This window comes from Streptomyces sp. NPDC000983 (assembly GCF_040299205.1).
GTDB lineage: Bacteria > Actinomycetota > Actinomycetes > Streptomycetales > Streptomycetaceae > Streptomyces.
On the sequence record NZ_JBEPBM010000021.1, the window covers coordinates 57,569 to 78,537 of the forward strand.

At 71.6% G+C, this 20,969-nt stretch carries 19 protein-coding genes and 1 riboswitch; of the genes, 15 read left to right on the forward strand and 4 right to left on the reverse strand.

Annotated elements, in window-relative coordinates:
- Positions 1–222 precede the first annotated feature (222 nt).
- The 5 genes from ABT296_RS23690 to ABT296_RS23710 all read left to right on the forward strand — a co-directional run bounded on the left by ABT296_RS23690 (position 223) and on the right by ABT296_RS23710 (position 6,618).
- A complete protein-coding gene (locus ABT296_RS23690; RefSeq protein ID WP_351930481.1) occupies positions 223–1,692 on the forward strand; it encodes an amino acid permease in 1,470 nt (489 codons plus the stop codon).
- A gap of 10 nt (positions 1,693–1,702) precedes the next feature.
- Positions 1,703–2,155: an Lrp/AsnC family transcriptional regulator gene (locus ABT296_RS23695; protein ID WP_015661832.1), complete on the forward strand. Its 453-nt coding sequence runs from the start codon at positions 1,703–1,705 to the stop codon at positions 2,153–2,155.
- 209 nt (positions 2,156–2,364) lie between these two features.
- Positions 2,365–3,558, forward strand: coding sequence for an MFS transporter (locus ABT296_RS23700; protein ID WP_351930482.1), 1,194 nt, complete (start codon positions 2,365–2,367; stop codon positions 3,556–3,558).
- 514 nt (positions 3,559–4,072) lie between these two features.
- On the forward strand, positions 4,073–4,861 hold the full coding sequence (locus ABT296_RS23705) for a carbon-nitrogen hydrolase family protein (protein WP_351930484.1): 789 nt from the start codon (positions 4,073–4,075) through the stop codon (positions 4,859–4,861).
- Positions 4,862–4,917: 56 nt separating this feature from the next.
- The gene (locus ABT296_RS23710) at positions 4,918–6,618 is read left to right on the forward strand and encodes a flavin monoamine oxidase family protein (protein WP_351930486.1); all 1,701 of its coding nucleotides are present in this window, start codon (positions 4,918–4,920) and stop codon (positions 6,616–6,618) included.
- A gap of 10 nt (positions 6,619–6,628) precedes the next feature.
- Here the strand turns inward: ABT296_RS23710 and ABT296_RS23715 are convergent, their stop codons facing one another.
- On the reverse strand, positions 6,629–7,312 hold the full coding sequence (locus ABT296_RS23715; RefSeq protein WP_351930488.1) for a DUF5995 family protein: 684 nt from the start codon (positions 7,310–7,312) through the stop codon (positions 6,629–6,631).
- A 174-nt stretch (positions 7,313–7,486) separates the two neighbouring features.
- Here ABT296_RS23715 and ABT296_RS23720 point away from each other — a divergent pair, with 174 nt between their 5' ends.
- A complete protein-coding gene (locus tag ABT296_RS23720) occupies positions 7,487–8,620 on the forward strand; it encodes a glycoside hydrolase family 6 protein (RefSeq protein WP_351930620.1) in 1,134 nt (377 codons plus the stop codon).
- On the opposite strand, the gene ABT296_RS23725 is transcribed toward ABT296_RS23720, so the two are convergent.
- Positions 8,599–9,978 carry a uracil-xanthine permease family protein gene (locus tag ABT296_RS23725; protein WP_351930490.1) on the reverse strand — a complete coding sequence of 460 codons (1,380 nt, stop codon included), beginning with the start codon at positions 9,976–9,978 and terminating at the stop codon, positions 8,599–8,601. The genes ABT296_RS23720 and ABT296_RS23725 overlap by 22 nt on opposite strands.
- Before the next feature lie 119 nt (positions 9,979–10,097).
- On the opposite strand from ABT296_RS23725, the gene ABT296_RS23730 reads away from it, so the two are divergent.
- Positions 10,098–10,556, forward strand: a complete 459-nt coding sequence (locus ABT296_RS23730) for an acyl-CoA thioesterase (RefSeq protein WP_351930492.1) — start codon at positions 10,098–10,100, stop codon at positions 10,554–10,556.
- Here the strand turns inward: ABT296_RS23730 and ABT296_RS23735 are convergent.
- Positions 10,516–11,727, reverse strand: a complete 1,212-nt coding sequence (locus ABT296_RS23735) for an MFS transporter (protein ID WP_351930494.1) — start codon at positions 11,725–11,727, stop codon at positions 10,516–10,518. The genes ABT296_RS23730 and ABT296_RS23735 overlap by 41 nt on opposite strands.
- Positions 11,728–11,843: 116 nt before the next feature.
- Here ABT296_RS23735 and ABT296_RS23740 point away from each other — a divergent pair, with 116 nt between their 5' ends.
- Positions 11,844–13,034 carry an ROK family transcriptional regulator gene (locus tag ABT296_RS23740; RefSeq protein ID WP_351930496.1) on the forward strand — a complete coding sequence of 397 codons (1,191 nt, stop codon included), beginning with the start codon at positions 11,844–11,846 and terminating at the stop codon, positions 13,032–13,034.
- A 290-nt stretch (positions 13,035–13,324) separates the two neighbouring features.
- Here the strand turns inward: ABT296_RS23740 and ABT296_RS23745 are convergent, their stop codons facing one another.
- Positions 13,325–15,664 (reverse strand): chitinase C-terminal domain-containing protein, encoded by a 2,340-nt coding sequence (locus tag ABT296_RS23745; protein WP_351930498.1) that lies wholly within the window; start codon positions 15,662–15,664, stop codon positions 13,325–13,327.
- 175 nt (positions 15,665–15,839) lie between these two features.
- Positions 15,840–15,970: riboswitch (FMN riboswitch) on the forward strand.
- A gap of 151 nt (positions 15,971–16,121) precedes the next feature.
- Here ABT296_RS23745 and ABT296_RS23750 point away from each other — a divergent pair.
- Genes ABT296_RS23750 through ABT296_RS23780 form a run of 7 tightly spaced genes read left to right on the forward strand, consistent with a single transcriptional unit; the run spans position 16,122 to position 20,826 of the window.
- Positions 16,122–16,724, forward strand: a complete 603-nt coding sequence (locus ABT296_RS23750) for a riboflavin synthase (RefSeq protein WP_351930500.1) — start codon at positions 16,122–16,124, stop codon at positions 16,722–16,724.
- Positions 16,721–17,362 carry a nicotinamide mononucleotide transporter family protein gene (locus ABT296_RS23755; protein ID WP_351930502.1) on the forward strand — a complete coding sequence of 214 codons (642 nt, stop codon included), beginning with the start codon at positions 16,721–16,723 and terminating at the stop codon, positions 17,360–17,362. The genes ABT296_RS23750 and ABT296_RS23755 overlap by 4 nt, the downstream gene beginning before the upstream one ends.
- Positions 17,359–18,648 (forward strand): bifunctional 3,4-dihydroxy-2-butanone-4-phosphate synthase/GTP cyclohydrolase II, encoded by a 1,290-nt coding sequence (locus ABT296_RS23760; protein WP_351930504.1) that lies wholly within the window; start codon positions 17,359–17,361, stop codon positions 18,646–18,648. Before ABT296_RS23755 ends, ABT296_RS23760 begins: the two co-directional genes overlap by 4 nt.
- Before the next feature lie 22 nt (positions 18,649–18,670).
- Complete coding sequence (gene ribH / locus ABT296_RS23765) at positions 18,671–19,156, forward strand: 6,7-dimethyl-8-ribityllumazine synthase (RefSeq protein WP_351930505.1); 486 nt, start codon at positions 18,671–18,673, stop codon at positions 19,154–19,156.
- Positions 19,157–19,190: 34 nt separating this feature from the next.
- Positions 19,191–19,463 (forward strand): phosphoribosyl-ATP diphosphatase, encoded by a 273-nt coding sequence (locus tag ABT296_RS23770; protein ID WP_351930507.1) that lies wholly within the window; start codon positions 19,191–19,193, stop codon positions 19,461–19,463.
- Positions 19,464–19,511: 48 nt separating this feature from the next.
- Positions 19,512–20,360, forward strand: a complete 849-nt coding sequence (gene hisG / locus ABT296_RS23775) for an ATP phosphoribosyltransferase (protein WP_351930509.1) — start codon at positions 19,512–19,514, stop codon at positions 20,358–20,360.
- Between the two features lie 10 nt (positions 20,361–20,370).
- Positions 20,371–20,826 (forward strand): PH domain-containing protein, encoded by a 456-nt coding sequence (locus ABT296_RS23780; RefSeq protein ID WP_351930511.1) that lies wholly within the window; start codon positions 20,371–20,373, stop codon positions 20,824–20,826.
- Positions 20,827–20,969: the final 143 nt, after the last annotated feature.

Here is a 20,969-nt window from a genome sequence, read left to right on the forward strand (position 1 = left end):
GCAACGGTCCTCCGCCGCCGCGCAACGAACACCCACGCCGTGCCGAGGAACGCAATGATCTTGCGGTGATGCGCAAGGTTGCTGCATTACAACGGCAATGCCACAGCTCATAGGCTGTCGCCTCGTACGTGGCGTGGCGGGGACCCCGCTCGGTGGGTCCCTGCTGCAAGGGGTGCTGCCGGTCCCCGTCCCCCTGACCGGCAGCGATGAAGGAGCCAGCGCGTGCTCGACCAAGGCGCACCCCCGCACGACCCAGGCCGGACCGTCCCCTCGTCCCCGGGGCTCGGCGCACGCCTGCTGCGACGCAAGCCCGTGGAACTCCTGGTCGCCGAGGGCGGCCAGGGCGAGGGAGGCTCGCTGCGGCGCTCCCTCGGACTGTGGCAGCTGACCATGATCAGCATCGGTGCCACCCTCGGCACCGGCATCTTCGTCGTCCTCGGCGACGCCGTCCCCGAGGCCGGTCCGGCCGTCACCCTGGCGTTCGTCATCGCCGGTCTGACCGCCCTGTTCTCGGCCCTCTCCTACGCCGAGCTGGCCGGCTCCATCCCCGTCGCCGGCTCCTCCTACTCGTACGCGTACGCAACGATGGGCGAACTCGTCGCCTGGGTCTGCGGCTGGTGCCTGGTCCTGGAGTACGGGGTCTCCGTCGCCGCGGTCGCCGTCGGCTGGGGCGAGTACCTCAACGAACTCCTCGACGGCACCATCGGCGTCACCATCCCCACCGCGCTCTCCTCGGCGCCCGGCGAGGGCGGCATCGTCAACCTGCCGGCGCTGATCGTCGTCCTGCTGGCCATGGTGTTCCTGCTCGGCGGGGTCCGGGAGTCCGCCCGCGCCAACACGATCATGGTCGCGGTGAAGATAGCCGCGCTGGTGCTGTTCTGCGCGGTCGGCTTCACCGGCTTCAGGTCCGGCAACTACGAGGACTTCATGCCGCTGGGCATGGCCGGCGTCAGCGCGGCCGGCGCCACCCTGTTCTTCTCCTACATCGGCTTCGACGCCGCCTCCACCGCCGGTGAGGAGGCCAAGAACCCCAAGAAGGACCTCCCGCGCGCGATCATGCTCTCGCTGATCATCGTCACGGCGCTCTACGTCCTGGTCGCCGCGGTCGCCGTCGGCGCCTGGAACTGGACCGAGTTCGAGGGCTCCGAGGCCTCCCTCGCCGCGATCATGAACGACGTCAGCGGCCAGACCTTCTGGGGCACCCTGCTCGCCCTCGGCGCGGTCATCTCCATCGCCTCCGTCGTCCTGACCGTGCTCTACGGCCAGACCCGCATCCTCTTCGCGATGTCCCGCGACGGCCTGGTGCCCAGGGCGCTCGGCAAGGTCGACGCGCGGACCGGGGCGCCCCGCCTCAACACCGTGATCGTCTCCCTGTTCTGCGGTGTCCTCGCCGCGATGATCCCGCTGGGCAAGCTGGTCGACGCCACCAGCATCGGCACGCTGTTCGCGTTCGCCCTGGTCAACATCGCGGTGATCGTGCTGCGTTACCGGCGGCCGGAGCTGGAGCGGACCTTCCGGGTGCCGTTCGGGCCGGTGCTGCCGGTGCTGGGCTTCGCCTTCTGCGCGTACAACATGTTCAGCCTCGACACCGTGACCTGGGTGGTCTTCGGGTGCTGGATGGCGGCGGGTCTCGTGTTCTACTTCCTCTACGGCCATCGCCGTTCCCGTCTCGCCGTGCCAGAAGCGAAGTGAACCACCCGCAGTGCTGAACGATCTCGACGAACGTATCGTGCATGCCCTCGCCGAGGACGCCCGCCGCTCCTACGCGGACATCGGCCAGCTCGTCGGCCTGTCCGCGCCCGCGGTCAAGCGCCGCGTGGACCGGTTGCGGGCGACCGGGGCGATCACCGGATTCACGGTGCGGGTCGATCCCGCGGCCCTCGGGTGGGAGACCGAGGGGTTCGTCGAGATCTACTGTCGGCGCAACACCTCACCGGAGACGATTCAGCGGGGGCTGGAGCGGTATCAGGAGGTCGTGGCCGCGTCCACGGTCACCGGTGAGGCGGATGCGGTGGTGCAGGTGTTCGCCTCCGACATGCGGCACTTCGAGAGGGTGCTGGAGCGGATCGCGGGGGAGCCGTTCGTCGAACGGACGAAGTCCGTGCTGGTGCTCTCGCCGTTGTTGCGGAGGTTTTCTTCCGGGTCGCCCACGTAGCCCGTTTTCGGCTGCGGGTGGGTGGGGGCTTGTCGCGCAGTTCCCCGCGCCCCTGGGGGGTGCTGCTTATTCTCTGCGGCGGGGTGCTGGGGCGGCCTAGTATCGGTGTTATGACCTGGCGACATTGATCCATAAGCCGTCGTGCCTCTCGAGGGCCGCCGCGGACGCCGTACCTCACGCGTCCGCATCGCTCCCCTCGGGAAGGCCTCATGACACTCTCACCCGCACGCGTGCCCGCCACCGCAGGCGTCCGACGCCTCACGGCCACGCTGTACGGCTACGCGTTCCTCGACGACCTCGTCCTGCTCTATCCGCTGTACGCGCTGCTCTTCGCCGACAGCGGGCTGTCGCTGTGGCAGATCTCCTCGCTCTTCGCGCTCTGGTCCGTCACCGGTGTGCTCCTCGAGGTGCCCTCCGGTGCCTGGGCCGACGCCGTCTCCCGCCGGACCCTGCTGTGGCTCGGCCCGCTGCTCGGCGCGGCCGGCTTCGCCCTGTGGGTCACCGTTCCCTCGTACGGGGCCTTCGCGGCCGGTTTCGTCCTGTGGGGAACGAGCGGAGCCCTGACCTCCGGAGCCCTGGAGGCGCTGGTCTACGAAGAGCTGGACCGGCTCGGCGCCGCCGACCGCTACGCCCGGGTCCTGGGCCGGGCCCGGGCGGCGGGACTGCTGGGTGTCATGGCGGCGATGGCCGCGGCCGGCCCGGTGTACGCGATCGGCGGCTACCCGGCCGTGGGCGCGGCCAGCGTCGCCGCCTGTCTGCTCGCCTCGGCGACGGCGAGCCGGTTCCCCGACGACCGGGACCGGGCGGCCGACGCCGAGGGCTGGGCGGCCACGCTGCGCGGCGGGCTCGCCACCGTACGCCGGGACCGTTCGCTGCGCGGGGCCCTGCTGCTGGTGCCGGCCGTCGCCTGCGTGTGGAGCGCGCTCGACGAGTACTCGCCGCTGCTGGTCCGCGAGACCGGTGTGGCGGACGGGCTGGTGCCGTACGCGCTCCTGCTGATCTGGGCCGCCGTCACCGCCGTCAGCCTGCTGGCCGGTCCCGCCGAACGGCTGGGCCGGACCGGATACGCCTGGCTGGTCGCCGTCTCCGCGCTCGCCCTGGCGCTGGGCGCGCTCGCCCGTACCCCGGCCGGGCTCGTCCTGATCGCCGTGGCCTTCGCCGGTTTCCAGCTGGCGACGCTGCTCGCCGAGGTGCGTCTGCAGCACCGTATCGAGGAGGGCGGCCGGGCCACCCTGACCTCGGTCGCGGGCCTGGGCACGGAACTGCTGACGGTCCTGGTCTACGGCGCCTACGCGGCGGCCGGCGACCACGCCTCCCACGCGACCGTGTTCGCCGCCTTCGCGGTGCCCTACCTGGTCGCGGTACTGGTCCGCGCGGCGACGAGGTCCGCAAAGCGCGCCTGAAGCCGTCGTCCCCGGCGGCGAAGGCGCACACGGGGCTGACTGCGGGCCGAAGGCGCTTCGGGGCGGCCTTCGGGGCCCGAACCGAGGGTGGTCCCGCGAGGTTCGACAGCACGGGCCGGGGCTGCTGGTCCCGGCCCGGGAAGGGCTGCCGCGGGGTGCCCGGACGCGGGGCGAAGGGGGTCGAGGTGGCCTTGGGGGCCCGGACCGGGTGTGGTCCGGCGTCGCCGCCGGGCGTGCGCTTGGGTCCCTGGTCCCAGCCCGGGAAGGGCTGGGGCGACCGAGCAGGAGGGGCCGCCGCGGGGCTGGAAGGGGGCGGCGTCGCGGTCGGTTCCGTGGTGGGCGGACCCTGTGCCGGGACGTGAGGTGGCGGGGGCGCAATGAATCGCCGGGTTGGCGGCGGTTCACGCAATGAACAGTGCACCGGCGCGCAACGGCTTCTCCTTGTCCGGGTGCGGGCGGCGACCGTACCGTCTACAAAGCCCCCAAAACCCCTTCAGCCCGGTGAGGAACACGCATGCGCACCGCCCTGCTCCAGAGCTCCGGCCGGCCCGGTTCCGTCGTCGAGAACCTCAAGGTGCTCGACGAGGCCGCCGGCCGTGCCGCCGACGCGGGCGCCGGGCTGCTGGTCACACCGGAGATGTTCCTGACCGGGTACGCGATCGGCGACGACATCGGCCGGCTCGCCGAGCCCGCCGACGGCGACGGCGCGGACGCGGTCGCGGAGATCGCCTCCCGGCACGGCCTCGCGATCGTGTACGCCTACCCGGAGCGGGACGGCGCGGCCGTGTACAACTCCGCCCAGCTGGTCTCCGCCGACGGCACCCGCCTCGCGAACTACCGCAAGACCCACCTCTTCGGCTGCTTCGAGCGCGACCACTTCACCCCGGGCGAGCGGCAGGTCGTCCAGGCGGAGCTGAACGGCCTCCGCGTCGGCATCCTGATCTGCTACGACGTCGAGTTCCCGGAGAACGTCCGCGCCCACGCCCTGGCCGGCACCGACCTGCTGCTGGTGCCGACCGCGCAGATGCACCCGTTCCAGTTCGTCGCCGAGTCGATGATCCCGGTGCGCGCCTTCGAGAACCAGATGTACGTCGCCTACGTCAACCGCACCGGCCAGGAAGGGGAGTTCGAGTTCGTCGGCCTCTCCACCCTCGCCGGCCCCGACGGCGTCGCCCGCACCCGCGCCGGACGCGGTGAGGACCTGGTGTTCGCCGACACCGACCCCGAGTTCCTCGCCGCCTCCCGTGCGGCCAACCCGTATCTGAAGGACCGCCGCCCCGGCCTCTACGGGTCCCTCGTCTGAACCTCCCCCTCTCCCCGCACCCCCCGCACGCAGCTTTCGCAAGGAGTCCGTACCCCATGACGTCCACCGTGCCCAACGCCGTCGAGCACGCCGACGAGCAGCAGCCCCCGATCACCATGTTCGGGCCGGACTTCCCCTACGCGTACGACGACTTCCTCGCCCACCCGGCGGGACTCGGCCAGATACCCGCCACCGAGCACGGCACCGAGGTCGCGGTGATCGGCGGCGGTCTCTCCGGCATCGTCGCCGCCTACGAACTGATGAAGATGGGCCTCAAGCCCGTCGTCTACGAGGCCGACCGGATCGGCGGCCGGCTGCGCACCGTCGGCTTCGACGGCCCCGGCACCGACGGTCTGAGCGCCGAGATGGGCGCCATGCGCTTCCCGCCCTCCTCCACCGCCCTCCAGCACTACCTCGACCTGGTGGGCCTGGAGACGCGACCCTTCCCCAACCCCCTGGCCGAGGCCACCCCTTCGACGGTCGTCGACCTCAAGGGCGAGTCCCACTACGCCGAGACCGTCGACGACCTCCCGCAGGTGTACCGGGACGTCGCCACGGCGTGGAACAAGTGCCTGGAGGAGGGCGCCGACTTCTCCGACATGAACCGCGCGATGCGCGAGCGGGACGTGCCGCGCATCCGTGAGATCTGGGCGAAGCTCGTCGAGAAGCTCGACAACCAGACCTTCTACGGATTCCTCTGCGACTCCGAGGCGTTCAAGTCCTTCCGGCACCGCGAGATCTTCGGCCAGGTCGGCTTCGGCACCGGCGGCTGGGACACCGACTTCCCCAACTCCATCCTGGAGATCCTCCGCGTCGTCTACACCGAGGCCGACGACCACCACCGCGGCATCGTCGGCGGCTCCCAGCAGCTGCCCCTGCGCATGTGGGAGCGCGAGCCGGAGAAGATCGTCCACTGGGCGTACGGCACCTCGCTGGCCACGCTGCACGAGAACGGCGCCCCCCGCCCGGCCGTGACCCGGCTGACCCGCACCGCCGGCAACCGGATCACCGTGACGGACGCCGACGGCGACATCCGCACCTACCGGGCCGCCGTCTTCACCGCGCAGTCCTGGATGCTGCTGTCGAAGATCGCCTGCGACGACTCGCTCTTCCCGATCGACCACTGGACGGCGATCGAGCGCACCCACTACATGGAGTCCTCGAAGCTCTTCGTCCCCGTGGACCGGCCGTTCTGGCTGGACAAGGACGAGGAGACGGGGCGTGACGTCATGTCGATGACGCTCACCGACCGTATGACGCGCGGGACCTACCTCCTGGACGACGGCCCGGACAAGCCCGCCGTGATCTGCCTGTCGTACACCTGGTGCGACGACAGCCTGAAGTGGCTGCCGCTGTCCGCGAACGAGCGGATGGAGGTCATGCTGAAGTCGCTCGGCGAGATCTATCCCAAGGTCGACATCCGCAAGCACATCATCGGCAACCCGGTGACCGTCTCCTGGGAGAACGAGCCCTACTTCATGGGCGCGTTCAAGGCCAACCTGCCCGGCCACTACCGCTACCAGCGGCGCCTGTTCACCCACTTCATGCAGGACCGGCTGCCCGAGGACAAGCGGGGCATCTTCCTCGCCGGCGACGACATCTCCTGGACGGCCGGCTGGGCCGAGGGCGCGATCCAGACCGCGCTGAACGCCGTGTGGGGCGTCATGCACCACCTCGGCGGATCGACCGACGCGACCAACCCCGGCCCGGGCGACCGCTACGACGAGATCGCGCCGGTGGAGCTGCCGGAGGACTGACCCGGCCCGGTCAGCGGGGCAGCGGGGTGAGCAGCATGCGCCCCGCGAACCCGACCGCCGTGTCCAGCCGCTCGGTGAACTCCTCGGCCAGATCGGGCAGTCGCCGCAGCGCCCACAGGGCCCGGGCCGCCGACCAGGTCGCGTCCCGGGCCCGCTCCAGGCTCCACGAGCCGAGCAGATGGGTCAGCGGGTCGGCGATCTGCAACAGATCGGGGCCCGGCATCAGCTCCTCGCGGATCGTTTCCTCCAGCGAGACGAGGAGTTCGCCCACGCGGTCGAACTCGTCCTCCAGCTCGACGGGTTCGCAGCCGAGCGTACGACAGGCGTCCACGACGGCGAGCGCGAGATCGTGGCCGATATGGGCGTTGATGCCCGCCAGCGCGAACTGAAGCGGGCGTACACCGGGATGGCGGCGGAACTGGAACAGGGGACGCCAACAGGCGGGCGGGCGCCCCTCCTCGGCCGCCTCGACGGCCGCGAGATAGCGTTCCGCGAACCGCACGTCCAGCGTGATCGCTGCGTGCGGGTCCGCGAACCGGCCCGCGTCGACGCACCGGTCCACCGCCTCCGTCACCATCAGGTAGACGCGGTTGAACACGGCGACGCCGTCCCGCGGCGGAAGGGCCGCGTCCAGCGCCCGCATGCGCGAGACGACCACGTCGACGGGGGTGGTGAGTTGCTCACAGTGCACCATGGGGGCAGAGTCGCAGCTTTAGGCTGACGGCAGTGACGGCGGGCCCGACACTTCCCCAGAACGGGGGAACGCGCCCGCCGTTGGGGGAGGGGGAACCGGCTCGTGGCTGTCTCACGCGCCCAGCGGCTCGCCGCACGCAGGTCCGCGCGGCGGCGGTCGACCGGGCGGGGCGCCATGGTCGTGGCCGCCTCCGTCGTGGTCGCCCTGGGCACCGCGACCGGGATGATCTCGGCGCTGGACGACGGCACGGGCTCCGACGAGGCCCGGCCCGACACCACCCACTCGCCCCGCCTGGAGACGCTGCCCGTGGTGCCGCCGCCGTCCCCGTCGCCGTCCGCGTCGGCGAGCGAGTCGCCCTCACCGACGCCCAAGGCCAAGAAGAGGAAGGCGGCGAGCCCCACGCCCGCGCCGAGCAGGACCGAGCGGCGGACGGCCGCCGCCTCCACCCGGCTCTACAGCCACCCCGCCTCCCAGGTGCAGGACTGGGTCCGGGACAACGCCGGTGACCCCCGGCACGACGTGATCCGGTCCCGGATCGCCGCGCAGCCCGCCGCGGTGTGGTTCGCCGACTTCACCCCGGACACCATCACCTCCCGGGTCCGCGCCGTGACCTCCGGTGGTGCCGCCCAGGGCCGGGTGCCGCTGGTCGTGGCGTACGCGATCCCGGACCGCGACTGCGGCGGGGCCAGCCAGGGCGGCGCGCCCGACCTCGGCGCCTACGACGACTGGATCGACCGGTTCGCGGCCGGGCTCGGCTCCGGCCAGGTCATCGTCGTCCTCGAACCCGACTCCGTCGCCCAGGCCGAGTGCCTGTCCGGAGACGAACGGGCCGCCCGCTTCGCCTCGTTGGCCCGGGCCGGCCGCGTCCTGAAGGACGCCAACCCCAACGCCCGCGTCTACTACGACGCCGGCCACTCCGGCTGGCACCCCGCCGCGACGCAGGCGGGCTGGCTGCGGCAGGCCGGCGCCGCCTCGCCCGCCTCCTCCGACGGCATCTTCAGCAACGTCTCCAACTTCCACACCACCGCCGACGAGATCGCCTACGACCGACAGGTCCTCGACGCCCTCGGCGGCCCCGCCTCGCTCGGCGCCGTCATCGACACCAGCCGCAACGGCAACGGCGCCCCGGCCGACGGCGAGTGGTGCGATCCCGCCGGCCGGGCGCTGGGCCGGGCCCCGAGCCTGAGCACCGGCGAGGCCCGCATCCATGCCTACCTGTGGGTGAAGCTGCCGGGCGAGTCCGACGGGTGCAAGGGCACCCCGGGGACGTTCTCCGCCTCCTACGCCTACGAACTGGCGTCGTCGTAGCGCGAGGTGCCCTCGTCCAGCAGGGGTTCCTGCGTCTTGAGGTGGGCGGGGGCCATGAGGCGCAGGGCGTGGTAGCCGGTGATCACGACCAGCGTGCCCAGCGCGATGCCGCTCAGCTGGAAGGTGTCGGTGAACTCCATGGTCACGTTGCCGACGCCGATGATGATGCCCGCGGCGGCCGGCACCAGGTTCAGCGGATTGCGCAGGTCCACCCCGGCGTTGATCCAGATCTGCGCGCCGAGCAGGCCGATCATGCCGTACAGGATGACGGTGATGCCGCCGAGGACGCCGCCGGGGATCGCGGCGACGACCGCGCCGAACTTCGGGCACAGGCCGAACAGCAGCGCGAAGCAGGCGGCGGCCCAGTAGGCGGCCGTGGAGTAGACGCGGGTCGCCGCCATCACGCCGATGTTCTCGGAGTAGGTGGTGGTGGGCGGGCCGCCGACCGCGGTGGAGAGCATGGAGCCGACGCCGTCGGCGGAGATCGCGGTGCCCAGCTTGTCGTCGAGGTCGTCGCCGGTCATCTCGCCGACCGCCTTGACGTGTCCGGCGTTCTCGGCGACCAGCGCGATCACCACGGGCAGGGCCACCAGGATCGCCGACCACTCGAAGGACGGGCCGTGGAAGGCGGGCAGGCCGATCCAGTCGGCCTGGCCGACGCCGGAGAGGTCCAGACGCCAGTGGTCGGTGACCTTGCCGCTCGCGTCGGCCGAGTGGATCCGCCCGAAGATCCGGTCGAAGGCCCAGGAGATGCCGTAGCCGAAGACCAGGCCGAGGAAGATCGCGATCCGGGACCAGAAACCGCGCAGGCAGACGACGGCCAGACCGGTGAAGAACATCACCAGCAGGGCCGTCCACTGGTCCTGCGGCCAGTAGGTCGTCGCGGTGACCGGGGCGAGGTTGAAGCCGATCAGCATCACGACCGCGCCGGTGACGATCGGCGGCATCGCCGCGTGGATGATCCGCGCCCCGAACCGCTGGACGGCGAGCCCCACCAGGAAGAGGACCGCGGCGACGACCAGGACCGCGCCGGTGACGGTCGCGCTGGTGCCGCCCTCGGCGCGGATGACCGCCGCCACGCCCACGAACGACAGGGAGCAGCCCAGGTAGCTGGGCACCCGGCCGCGCGTGGCCAGCAGGAACACCATGGTGGCGACACCGGACATCATGATCGCCAGGTTGGGGTCCAGACCCATGAGGACCGGGGCCACGAAACTCGCCCCGAACATCGCCACCACATGCTGGGCGCCGAGCCCGGCCGTGCGCGGCCAGGAGAGCCGTTCGTCGGGCCGGACCACCGCTCCGGGCGCCGGAGTGCGTCCGTCGCCGTGCAGTTTCCAGCGGACGCCAAGATCCATGGTGCGGTTCGCTTTCGGTCGTGCGGGTGGGTCCGGACCATTGTCGGGGGTGAAATGGGATGCTGAGCGTCCGCTTAGGATGGAGTGTCCTCGTTCCACCTGCCCCAGGAGCACCACCCGTGACCGCCGAAGCGCCCGCAGCCCCCGCCCTGACCCACGGCAGGCTGATACCCGTCACCGTCCACTTCGACGACCTGGACGCGCTCGGCCTGCTGCACAACGCCCGCTACCCGGTGCTGGTCGAGCGGGCCTGGACCGAGCTGTGGCACGGCCACGGCTTCCGCTTCGAGGGCGACTGGGCCGCCGCCGGCGACGCCTGCAACGCGGTCAGGGAACTGCGGATCGGCTACGAGGCGCCGGTGACCAAGCCCGGCGCGTACGCCGTCCACCTGTGGCTGGAGCGGCTCGGCACCACCGGCCTCACCTACGGCTTCCGCTTCTGCTCGGTGGACGGCGCGGTGACCTACGCCCGGGGCGCCCGGGTCCTGGTCCGGCTGGACTCCACGACGCTCAGGCCGGCGCCGTGGAGCGAGGAGTTCAGGACCGTGGGCCGGGAACTGCTGCGTCCGGCCGGCTGACCGCGGCGGGCTTGCGCTCGGCGGTGCGCAGCACGCCCGCGAAGGCCGCGAGCCCGGTGGCCAGCACGGTCACCAGCGCGAACGACACCACCAGACTGGTCAGTTGCGCCAGCCCGCCGATCGCACCGGGCGCGACCAGGCCCGAGGTGTACGTGATGGTCGCGACGCCCGCGATGGCCAGACTGGGGTTGGGGCCGCTGCGGCCCGCCGCGGCGAAGCACAGCGGCACCACGACCGCGATGCCGAGCCCCATCAGCCCGAACCCGGTCATCGCCACCGCGGGATGCCCGGCCGTCACGATCAGCAGACCGCCGAGAGCCGCGAGGACCCCGCCCCAACGGACCGTGCGCACGGCGCCGTACCGGTCCACCACCTTGTCGCCCGCGATCCGGGCGACGGCCATGGTGAGCGTGAAGCCCGTGGTGCAGGCGGCGGCCAGACCGGCCGAACTGCCCAGTTCGTCCTGGAGATAGACCGCGGACCAGTCCAGGCTCGCGCCCTCCGCGAACACCGCGCAGAAACCGACCGCGCCGATGAGCAGCGCCGAGCGGGGCGGCAGCGCGAACCGGGGCGGCGCCTCCTCGTCGTCGGCCGGCTGGAGGTCGAGCACCCAGGCACAGGCGACCAGACCGACCACGGTCAGGACGGCCGAGGCCAGCGCGTGGTGCAGCCGGGCGTCCGTGCCCAGATGTGCGGCGAGCGTGCCGCCCAGCGAGCCGAGCACGGCCCCCGCGCTCCACATGCCGTGCAGCCCGGACATGATCGACCGGTCCAGCCGGTTCTCCACGTCCACCCCGAGCGCGTTCATCGCGACGTCCGCCATGCCCGCGGTGGCGCCGAAGACGAACAGCGCCAGGCACAGGGTGAGCAGGTTCGGCGCCAGGGACGGCAGGAGCAGGGCGAGCGTCCACAGCGCGAGGAGCCCGCGCTGGGCACTGCGGGCGCCGAAGCGGTGCGTGATGCTCCCGGCCAGCGGCATCGCCAGCGAGGCGCCGAGTGCGGGGAAGGCCAGGGCCAGCCCCAACTGGCCCGCGCTGACCGAGGCGTGGTCCTGGATCCACGGCACCCGGGTCGCGAACGAGCCGGTCACCGCGCCGTGCACGGTGAAGACGGCGGCGACGGCGTAGCGCGCCCGTTTCACCTCGCGCATGTCGTACACCAGGTCACTCATGCTCAAGCCCCTCCCTCGATGCCCGCCGCGGTAAACTATCAGGAAGCCTGCCTGATAGATAGTGACCAGTGATGGCCGCGCACCGCACGGCGCCGGCGATCTGGAAGGATCCCGGTATGCCCGCATCCCCCAGCACCGCCCGGGCCATCAACGACCGGCTCGCCCTGCGCCTGCTCCAGCAGGAGGGTCCGCTGACGGCCGGCCGCCTGAAGGAACTGACCGGCCTGTCCCGGCCGAGCGTCGCCGACCTCGTCGAACGGCTCACCGTCGCCGGCCTGGTCGAGGTGGTGGGGGAGTCCGGCGAACAGCGCCGCGGCCCCAACGCCAAGGTGTACGGCATCGTCGCCGACCGCGCCCATCTGGCCGCCCTCGACGTGCGCACCGAGGGCGTCTCCGTGGCCGTGTCCGACCTGCTCGGCCGGGTGCTGACGGAGGCGTCGGCGCCGATCGACGGCGGCGTGGGGACGGGCCCCGCGGTGGAACAGGCGGTGGCGCTGGTGGAGCGGGCCGTCAAGGAGGCGGGCGTGGACCGCCCGCACACCGTCGGCATCGGCGCGCCCGGCCTGATCGACCCGGCGACCGGCGAACTGCGCCGCACCTCGGGCCTGCCGGAGTGGCACCGGCGTCTGGTCGCCGCGCTCCAGGAGCGGTTCGCGCCGGCCCGGGTCAACGTGGAGAACGAGACCAACCTGGCGGCGCTGGCGGAACAGCGCGTGGGCGCCGCCCGGGACCGGGACACCTTCGTGCTGCTCTGGCTCGGCATAGGCGTGGGCGCGGCCGTCGTCCTGGACGGCACCCTGCGCCGGGGCGCCTCGGGCGGCACCGGCGAGATCGGCTTCCTGCCGGTGCCGGGGACGACGGGGCTGCCCTCGGCGACGGACTGCTCCGGCGGCTTCCACACCCTGGCCGGCGAGGCGGCTGTCGCCGCACTGGCCGCGCAGCACGGTGTGACGGCACCGGCGGTGGCCGGCGAACCGCGGGGGGCGACCCTGGTCCGCGCGGCGGCCGAGACCCCGGCCGCCCCGCACCACGCCCGATTCCTCGACACCCTCGCCGACCGGGTGGCCCTCGGCTCCGCCGCCGTCATCGCGGTGCTGGACCCGGGCTGCGTGGTGCTCGGCGGCGAGATCGGCCGCGCGGGCGGACCGGAGCTGGCCGCCCGCGTCCAGGAACGCCTGGTGCGGATGTCGCCGCTGCCCACGGAGGTACGGGCGGGGGCGCTGGGCGGGGAGGCGGTCCTGCGTGGAGCCCTGCTGACCGCCCGGGACCGGGCCCAGGACGAACTCTTCGCACCACCGGCGCGCTGAGCCCCGGGCCCCTCGGCCTGCCAGGCATGCCCGGCCCCGGACGAGCTCCGGACTAGCCCTGGGCCTGCCCCACCCGCCTGGCCCCGGACGAGCCCTGGGCCTGCCCCACCCGCCCGACCCCGCACACGACGAAGCGGCCCGCTCCGGAAGAGCGGGCCGCTTCGCCGCGCGGTCCCCTCGCCCGCGGTGCCGTGGTCAGGGCCGGCACCGGCGCGGACGCGGGGAGTTGGTGGCCCGGCGGCGGGCAAGGGCCGTCGTCACCGCCGCCGGGCCGGTCCTGGCACGAGGGCTCAGCAGGCGCCGAGGTCCTGCCACACCCCCCATTCACCGGTGGTCCCGGGCTCCTCGCCCTTCGTCCACCACTTCGACTTCCAGGTGTGCCCCTTGTGGGAGACCTGGGTGCCGCCGCCGTACTCCGTGCCGGAGTTCCAGGCCGGCGCCGTGCAGGCACCGGGCGTCGGGGTCGGCGTAGGCGTCGGGTCGGTCGGGTCCGGGGTGGGCGTGCCGCCCGTGCCCGGTTCCACCGGCGTGGTGCCGCGCGCCAGGTTCCCGGCGAGGGCGTACGTGGTGCCGTTGACCGTCACCGTCCAGTTCCACGGGGTGGACACCGGCAGGTAGTAGTTGAAGGAGAGCTCCACCGACGCGCCCGGCGCCAGCGACTGCCAGGCCGGCAGCTTCAGCGAGACGCGGTGGAAGTCGCCCTTCAGCCCGCCCACGTTGGAGCCGGTGTGGTCGCTGCTGATCACCTTCGTGCCGAAGCCCGACTGGTCGGAGGCGTTGGCCGGGGCCGCGGTGGAGTAGTCGAACTGGAACTCCGTACCGCCCGGCAGGGAGGTCCTCGTGTTGTTGGTGATCTTCACCTTGGGCGTGATCGGGTAGTTGGAGTCGCCGAGCTTGAACTCGCCGAACTCCACGCCGATGTCGACGGCCTGCGTCGGCATCGCCCTGTTGGAGACCTTCGCTCCGTAGGGGGCGGCCGACTTGAACTTGTCGTACATCGCGGTGGTCAGCGTCGAGCCCGGCTCGTACTGGCCCTTCGCGGCGTTCCAGCCGTAGTCGCCGGCCAGCTCCCAGACCATGGTGCCGCCGATGCCGTTCGCCACCACGTAGTCGGCCTTGGCCTTCACCGACTGCTCGTCCTCGGTGGACAGGAACACCTTCTTCTCGGCGTTCCACAGCCACGGCGCGACCAGGGTGGAGTCGTACTTGCGGGCGTAGGTGCCGGTCAGCGTGGTGCCGGCCGGGAAGCCGTACTTGGTGACGTAGTCGCCGACGACACCCTTCTCCAGGTTCTTGGCGTGCCACATCGGGTTGGAGCCCGCGGGCGACTCCTTGCCCGCCGTGTCCTTGTCGTGCCAGAGGTTGTCGATGCCGACGGCGCCGTCACCGCACTTGGTCAGCCCGGACCCGGCGGGGCAGTCCGTCGAGGCGGCCTTGCCCCACAGCCCGTCGGTCCCGCCGGTGACGTTCTTGAACCCCCTTGTGTAGTAGGGGAGTCCGATGTTGATCCGGCCGGCCGGCATCGACCCGCGGAAGTAGTGGTAGGCCCAGTCGGTGTTCAGATAGCCGATGCCGCCGTACTGGGAGGCCGAGTACACGCCCGCGGCCGCGAGTTCGGCGTCCTTGCCGTCGTCGAAGAGCGAGGCGTTCGGGCCGACGTACTCGTTCCAGGCGCCGTGCAGGTCGTAGGACATGATGTTGACGTAGTCCAGGTACTTCTGGACCTGGAAGGTCTCCATGCCGCGCAGCAGGTACCCGGAGGAGGGCGCCGCCACGGTCAGGAGGTAGTGCCTGCCGTCCGCCGCGCCCGCCCGGTCGAGCTTCTCGCGCAGCGTCTTCATCAGGGCCGCGTAGCCCTTGACCAGCCCCGCCCGGCGGCCGTTGGAGACCGACCAGTCCAGCGGGTTGCCCGCGTCCTTCATGGTCGTCGGGTACTCGTAGTCGATGTCGACGCCGTTGAAGCCGTACTTGCGGATGAACGCGACCGAGGAGTCGGCGAAGGTGTCGATGCCGGCCTGGTTCACCGAGCCGTCGGCGTTGGTGGCCATCGAGTAGAAGCCGCCGGAGTCCACCCGGCTGCCGTCGTCCGCGAAGTAGCCGCCGGTCTCGGCCCAACCGCCCACGGAGATCAGCGTCTTGACGTCCGGGTGCTGCTTCTTGAACTTGTTCAGCAGGTTGAAGTGGCCCTTGTAGACGAAGCCCGGGTCCATCTCGGCGCCCGCCACGCCGGGCCAGGTCATTCCGGTCGCCGGGTTGGTGGCGACGTCCGAGCCGACGGAGATCTTGTTGGCTCCGTCGACATGGGCGAAGGCGTAGTTGAGGTGGGTGACCTTCTCCCACGGGATGTCGGAGGCGAGGTAGGCGGGCGTGCCGTCCTTGCCGGTGCGCCAGCCGGTGAAGTAGCCGATCACCCGGCGCTGGTGGTCGGCGCCCATCTTCTCCCGGCCCTCGGTGTCGTACACCGAGCAGTACGGGACGTCCACGCCGGGCGTGCTGTACAGCCCGTCGGGGCGACAGGACTCCTGGTCTGCGGCGTGCGAGACGGTGGCCGGGAGGCCGGCCAGCACGAGGCCGGCGAGGGCCGCGGCGCTCGCGAGCAGGGCGGGTCTCGCTCGGTTGCGTGACAGCAAGTCGGTTCCTCTCCACGGAAGTTGGCCAGACAGTAGGGAGGACTAGACCAATGCGTCAATAGGTATGGACCAATTCGGGGTCGAAGAAGTCCAGCGCCGGCCCCTGTGAGCCACCCCACAGCCGTCACCCGCATGGACGAGCGCCGGGCGTGGCACACTGGCCCTGTACCAGAAGCAGCGCACTCCGGGGTCGGTGAAAGTCCGAACCGGCGGTTACAGTCCGCGACCCGGTCGCCTCCAGCGGCCGGTTGACCAGGTGAAATTCCTGGACCGACGGTTAAAGTCCGGATGGGAGGCAGTGCGCGGCGGGCGGGCATTCGTGCGCGCCGCCGATCTGAGCTCGTCCGTCACCGGACGGGTTTCCACGGCGTCGCCCCCGGTGTCGTCGTCCGTACGTTCTGTCGTTCGCGACAGTGCCCCGGAGTCCGTGCCCCCATGAGGCAGGAGGACCCGGGACGTGTTCACCGGAATCGTCGAAGAGCTGGGCGAGATCACCGCGGTCGAGAACCTCGGCGACGCCTGTCGCTTCCGACTGCGCGGCCCCGTCGTCACCGAAGGCGCCAAGCACGGTGACTCCATCGCGGTCAACGGCGTCTGCCTCACGGTCGTCGAACACGAGGGCGACGAGTTCACCGCCGACGTCATGGCCGAGACCCTCGACCGCTCCAGCCTCGGCGCGCTCGGCGTCGGCTCCCGGGTCAACCTGGAGCGGCCCACCGCGGTCGGCGCGCGCCTCGGCGGCCACATCGTGCAGGGCCACGTCGACGGTACCGGCGCGGTGCTGGAGCGCAAGCCCTCCGAGCACTGGGAGATCGTCAAGGTCTCCCTCCCCGCCGACCTCGCCCGCTACGTCGTGGAGAAGGGCTCCATCACCGTCGACGGCATCAGCCTCACCGTCGTCGACGCCGGCCCCGACTACTTCACCGTCAGCCTCATCCCCACCACCCTCGCCCTGACCACGCTCGGCCTCAAGCAGCCCGGCGACCCGGTCAACCTGGAAGTGGACATCGTCGCCAAGTACGTCGAGAGGCTCCTCGCGGACCGGGGGCGGCAGGCGTGAACGGGCTCAACTCCGAGGCCTTCGTCCTGTTCGGCCAGCACATCATCTGGTCGGACATGGTCGGCAACACCCTCGGCCTGATCACCCTCGCGCTGGGCTTCCGGCGCTCGCTGTGGACCTGGCCGGTGCAGTTCCTCTCCGGCCTCGTCCTCTTCGGCGCCTTCTACGGCCATCTGGCCGGCAGCGCCGGCAAGCAGGTCGTGGTCATGGCCGTCGCACTGTACGGCTGGTGGCAGTGGAACCGCGGCACCGACCGCGACCGCGACGGCCGGATCTCGGTCCGCTTCGCCACCTGGACCGAGCGCGCCGCGATGGCCGCCCTGGCCGCCGCCGGCACCGTCGGCGTGGCCCTGCTGTTCAAGGCGTACCCGAGCCTGTCCTGGGACCCTTGGCCGGACGCCTACATCTTCGTCGGCACGATCGTCGCCATGTACGCCCAGGCCCGCGGCATGGTCGAGTTCTGGTTCGCCTGGCTCCTCGTCGACCTCGTCGGCGTCCCGCTGAACTTCGCGAACGGCTACGCCTTCTCCGGCTTCGTCTACGTCATCTACGGCGCGCTCGTCCTGTGGGGCATGCGCGACTGGTGGCTGCGGTCCCGCACGGGCACGCGGCCCGTTCCGGAAGGAGCACCCGCATGAGCAGGGTTCCCGTCCTGTACAGCACCGACAACATCGAGGACTGGTCGCTCGACCCGGTCGAGCGGGCCGTCGCCGACATCGCGGCCGGCCGCCCGGTCGTCGTCGTGGACGACGAGAACCGGGAGAACGAGGGCGACCTCGTCATCGCCGCCGAGAAGGCGACCCCCGAGATCGTCGCCTTCATGATGAGCGAGTGCCGCGGCATGATCTGCGCCCCCATGGAGGGCGAGGAGCTGGACCGGCTGAACCTCCCGCTGATGGTCGAGAACAACACCGAGTCCATGCGGACCGCGTTCACCGTCACCGTCGACGCCTCCGCCGCCCACGGCGTGACCACCGGCATCTCCGCCTCGGACCGCGCGACCACGCTCCAGCTGCTCGCGAGCGGCGACGCCCGGCCCGACGACTTCGTCCGCCCCGGCCACATCTTCCCGCTGCGCGCCCGGCCCGGCGGGGTGCTCGCCCGCGACGGCCACACCGAGGCCGCCGTCGACCTCGCCCGCCTCGCGGGCCTGCGCCCGGCCGGCGCCATCGTCGAGATCGCCGGCGAGGACGGCAGGATGCTCCGGCTGCCCGAACTGATCCCCTTCGCCCGCAAGCACGGCCTGACGATCATCTCCATCGAGGACCTGATCGCCTACCGCCGCTCCGCCGAGCCCACCGTCCGCCGCGAGGCCGAGGTCCACCTGCCGACCTCCCACGGCACCTTCACCGCGTACGGCTACCGCTCCACCGTCGACGGCGTCGAGCACGTCGCCCTGGTCCACGGCGACATCGGCGACGGCCGGGACGTCGTGGTCCGCGTCCACTCCGAGTGCCTGACCGGCGACGTCTTCGGCTCCCAGCGCTGCGACTGCGGCCCCCAGCTGGACACCGCCCTGGACCGCATCCAGGACGAGGGCCGCGGCATCGTGGTCTACCTGCGCGGACACGAGGGCCGCGGCATCGGACTCGTCTCCAAGCTGCGCGCCTACGAGCTCCAGGAGCGCGGCCGCGACACCCTGGACGCCAACCTGGAACTGGGCCTGCCCGCCGACGCCCGGGACTACGCGGCCGGCGCGCAGATCCTCAAGGACCTCGGCGTCACCAGCGTCCGCCTGCTGACCAACAACCCCGACAAGTCCGAGGCGCTCGTCCGGCACGGCGTCGAGGTCACCGAACGCGAGCCGATGCCCGTCACCGCGGGCGAGCACAACCTGCGGTACCTGCGCACCAAGCGGGACCGCATGGGACACGACCTGCCCTGGCTGGAGGCGGCCCCCGTCTCCACCTGCGGCAACCAGTAGCGAACAGCACACAAGGAGAGACGTGAGCGGCAAGGGTGCACCGGAACTGTCCGTACAGGGCGTGGGCGATCTGCGGGTCGCCGTCATCGCGGCGCAGTGGCACGAGAAGGTGATGGACGGCCTGGTGGACGGCGCCCTGCGCGCCCTGCACGACCTCGGGATCGACGAGCCGACCCTGCTCAGGGTCCCGGGCAGCTGGGAGCTCCCGGTCGTCGCCAAGGTCCTCGCGGAGCGCGGCTACGACGCGGTGGTCGCCCTCGGCGTCGTCGTCCGCGGCGGCACCCCGCACTTCGAGTACGTGTGCCAGGGCGTCACCCAGGGCCTCACCCAGGTCTCGGTGGACACCGGCGTCCCCATCGGCTTCGGCGTCCTCACCTGCGACACCGAGGAGCAGGCCCTGGACCGGGCCGGGCTGCCCGGCTCCCACGAGGACAAGGGACACGAGGCGGTGACGGCGGCGGTGGCGACCGCGGCCACCCTGCGTTCAGTATCCGAACCCTGGCGCTGACGAACCGGGTATGTGGCATAGGCTGAGCGTCACCATGTCCAAGAAGACGTTCGAGGGGCTCTTCGCCGAGCTCCAGCAGAAGGCCGCCACCGGCGACCCCGCCACCTCCCGCACCGCCGAGCTGGTCGAGAAGGGTGTCCACGCCATCGGCAAGAAGGTCGTGGAAGAGGCCGCCGAGGTCTGGATGGCCGCCGAGTACGAGGGCAAGGACGCGGCAGCCGAGGAGATCTCCCAGCTGCTCTACCACGTCCAGGTGATGATGGTCGCCCGGGGAATCTCCCTGGACGACGTCTACGCCCACCTCTGAGCCACCGCCGCACACCCGCACACCACTCACGCAAAGGAAGCCGACCTCATGCTGCGCATCGCCGTCCCCAACAAGGGTTCCCTCTCAGGCCCTGCGGCGGACATGCTGCATGAGGCCGGCTACCAGCAGCGCCGGGAGTCCAAGGAGCTGCGGATCGTCGACCCGGAGAACGAGGTCGAGTTCTTCTACCTCCGCCCCCGCGACATCGCGATCTACGTCTCCTCCGGTCGCCTCGACATCGGCATCACCGGCCGCGACCTGCTGATCGACTCCGGCGCCAGCTCCGAGGTCATCCTCCCGCTCGGCTTCGCCCGCTCCACCTTCCGCTTCGCCGCCAAGCCCGGCACCGCGAGCGGCATCGAGGACCTCAAGGGCAAGACGGTCGCCACCTCCTACGAGGGCATCGTCGAGGGCCACCTCGCCGAGAACGGCATCGACGCCTCCGTCGTCCACCTCGACGGCGCCGTGGAGACGGCCATCGAGCTCGGGGTCGCCGAGGTCATCGCCGACGTCGTCGAGACCGGCACCTCGCTGCGCAACGCCGGCCTGGAGGTCTTCGGCGAGCCGATCATGAAGTCCGAGGCCGTCGTCATCCGCCGCACCGGCGCCGACGCCGAGGACCCCAAGGTGCAGCAGTTCCTGCGCCGCCTCCAGGGCGTCCTCGTCGCCCGGACGTACGTGATGATGGACTACGACTGCCGGGTCGAGCAGTTGGAGAAGGCCGTCGCCCTCACGCCCGGCCTGGAGTCCCCGACCGTGTCCCCGCTGCACAACGAGGGCTGGGTCGCCGTCCGCGCGATGGTCCCGTCCAAGGAGGCCCAGCGGATCATGGACGACCTGTACGACATCGGCGCCCGGGCCATCCTGACGACGGCCATCCACGCCTGCCGCCTCTGAGAGCCCCGTCATGTCCGAACTGCCCGCACTTCCCGTCACCTTCCGGCCCGGCCGCACCCGCGCCGTCCTGCTCACCGCCGGTGCCACGATCTTCGTGGTCATCACCGCCGTCGCCCTCCTGCTGGAGAAGCTCGGCCCGGGGGAGCGCCTGAGCTTCGTCCTCACCGGCGCCCTGATGTTCGGCGTCCTGGCGATGCTGGCCCGGGTCAGGGTCGACGCCGACGAATCCGGGGTCACCGTCGTCAACATCGCCGGCCGGCGCCGACTGGAGTGGGCCGAAATCCTCCGGGTCAACCTGCGCCCCGGCGACCCCTGGGTCTTCCTCGACCTCAGCGACGGCACCAGCCTGCCCGCGCTCGGCATCCAGCCGGGCATCGCCAAGCAGCGGGCCATCGACGACGCGCGCACCCTGCGCGCCCTCGCCGAGGCCCACTCCATCCGCAACTCCGGCGAACATCAGGGCTGACCGACGGCGCTCACCCTGCCGCACGGGCCGGGGTCTTGACTAATCTGTTGGCGGAGGCGTTCTCATGACGCCTCCGCCGCTGATGTTCCGCCCGGTCCTCAGAGGCCCCCTGCTACCCGAGGAGTGACTCCCTCCAGCGATGG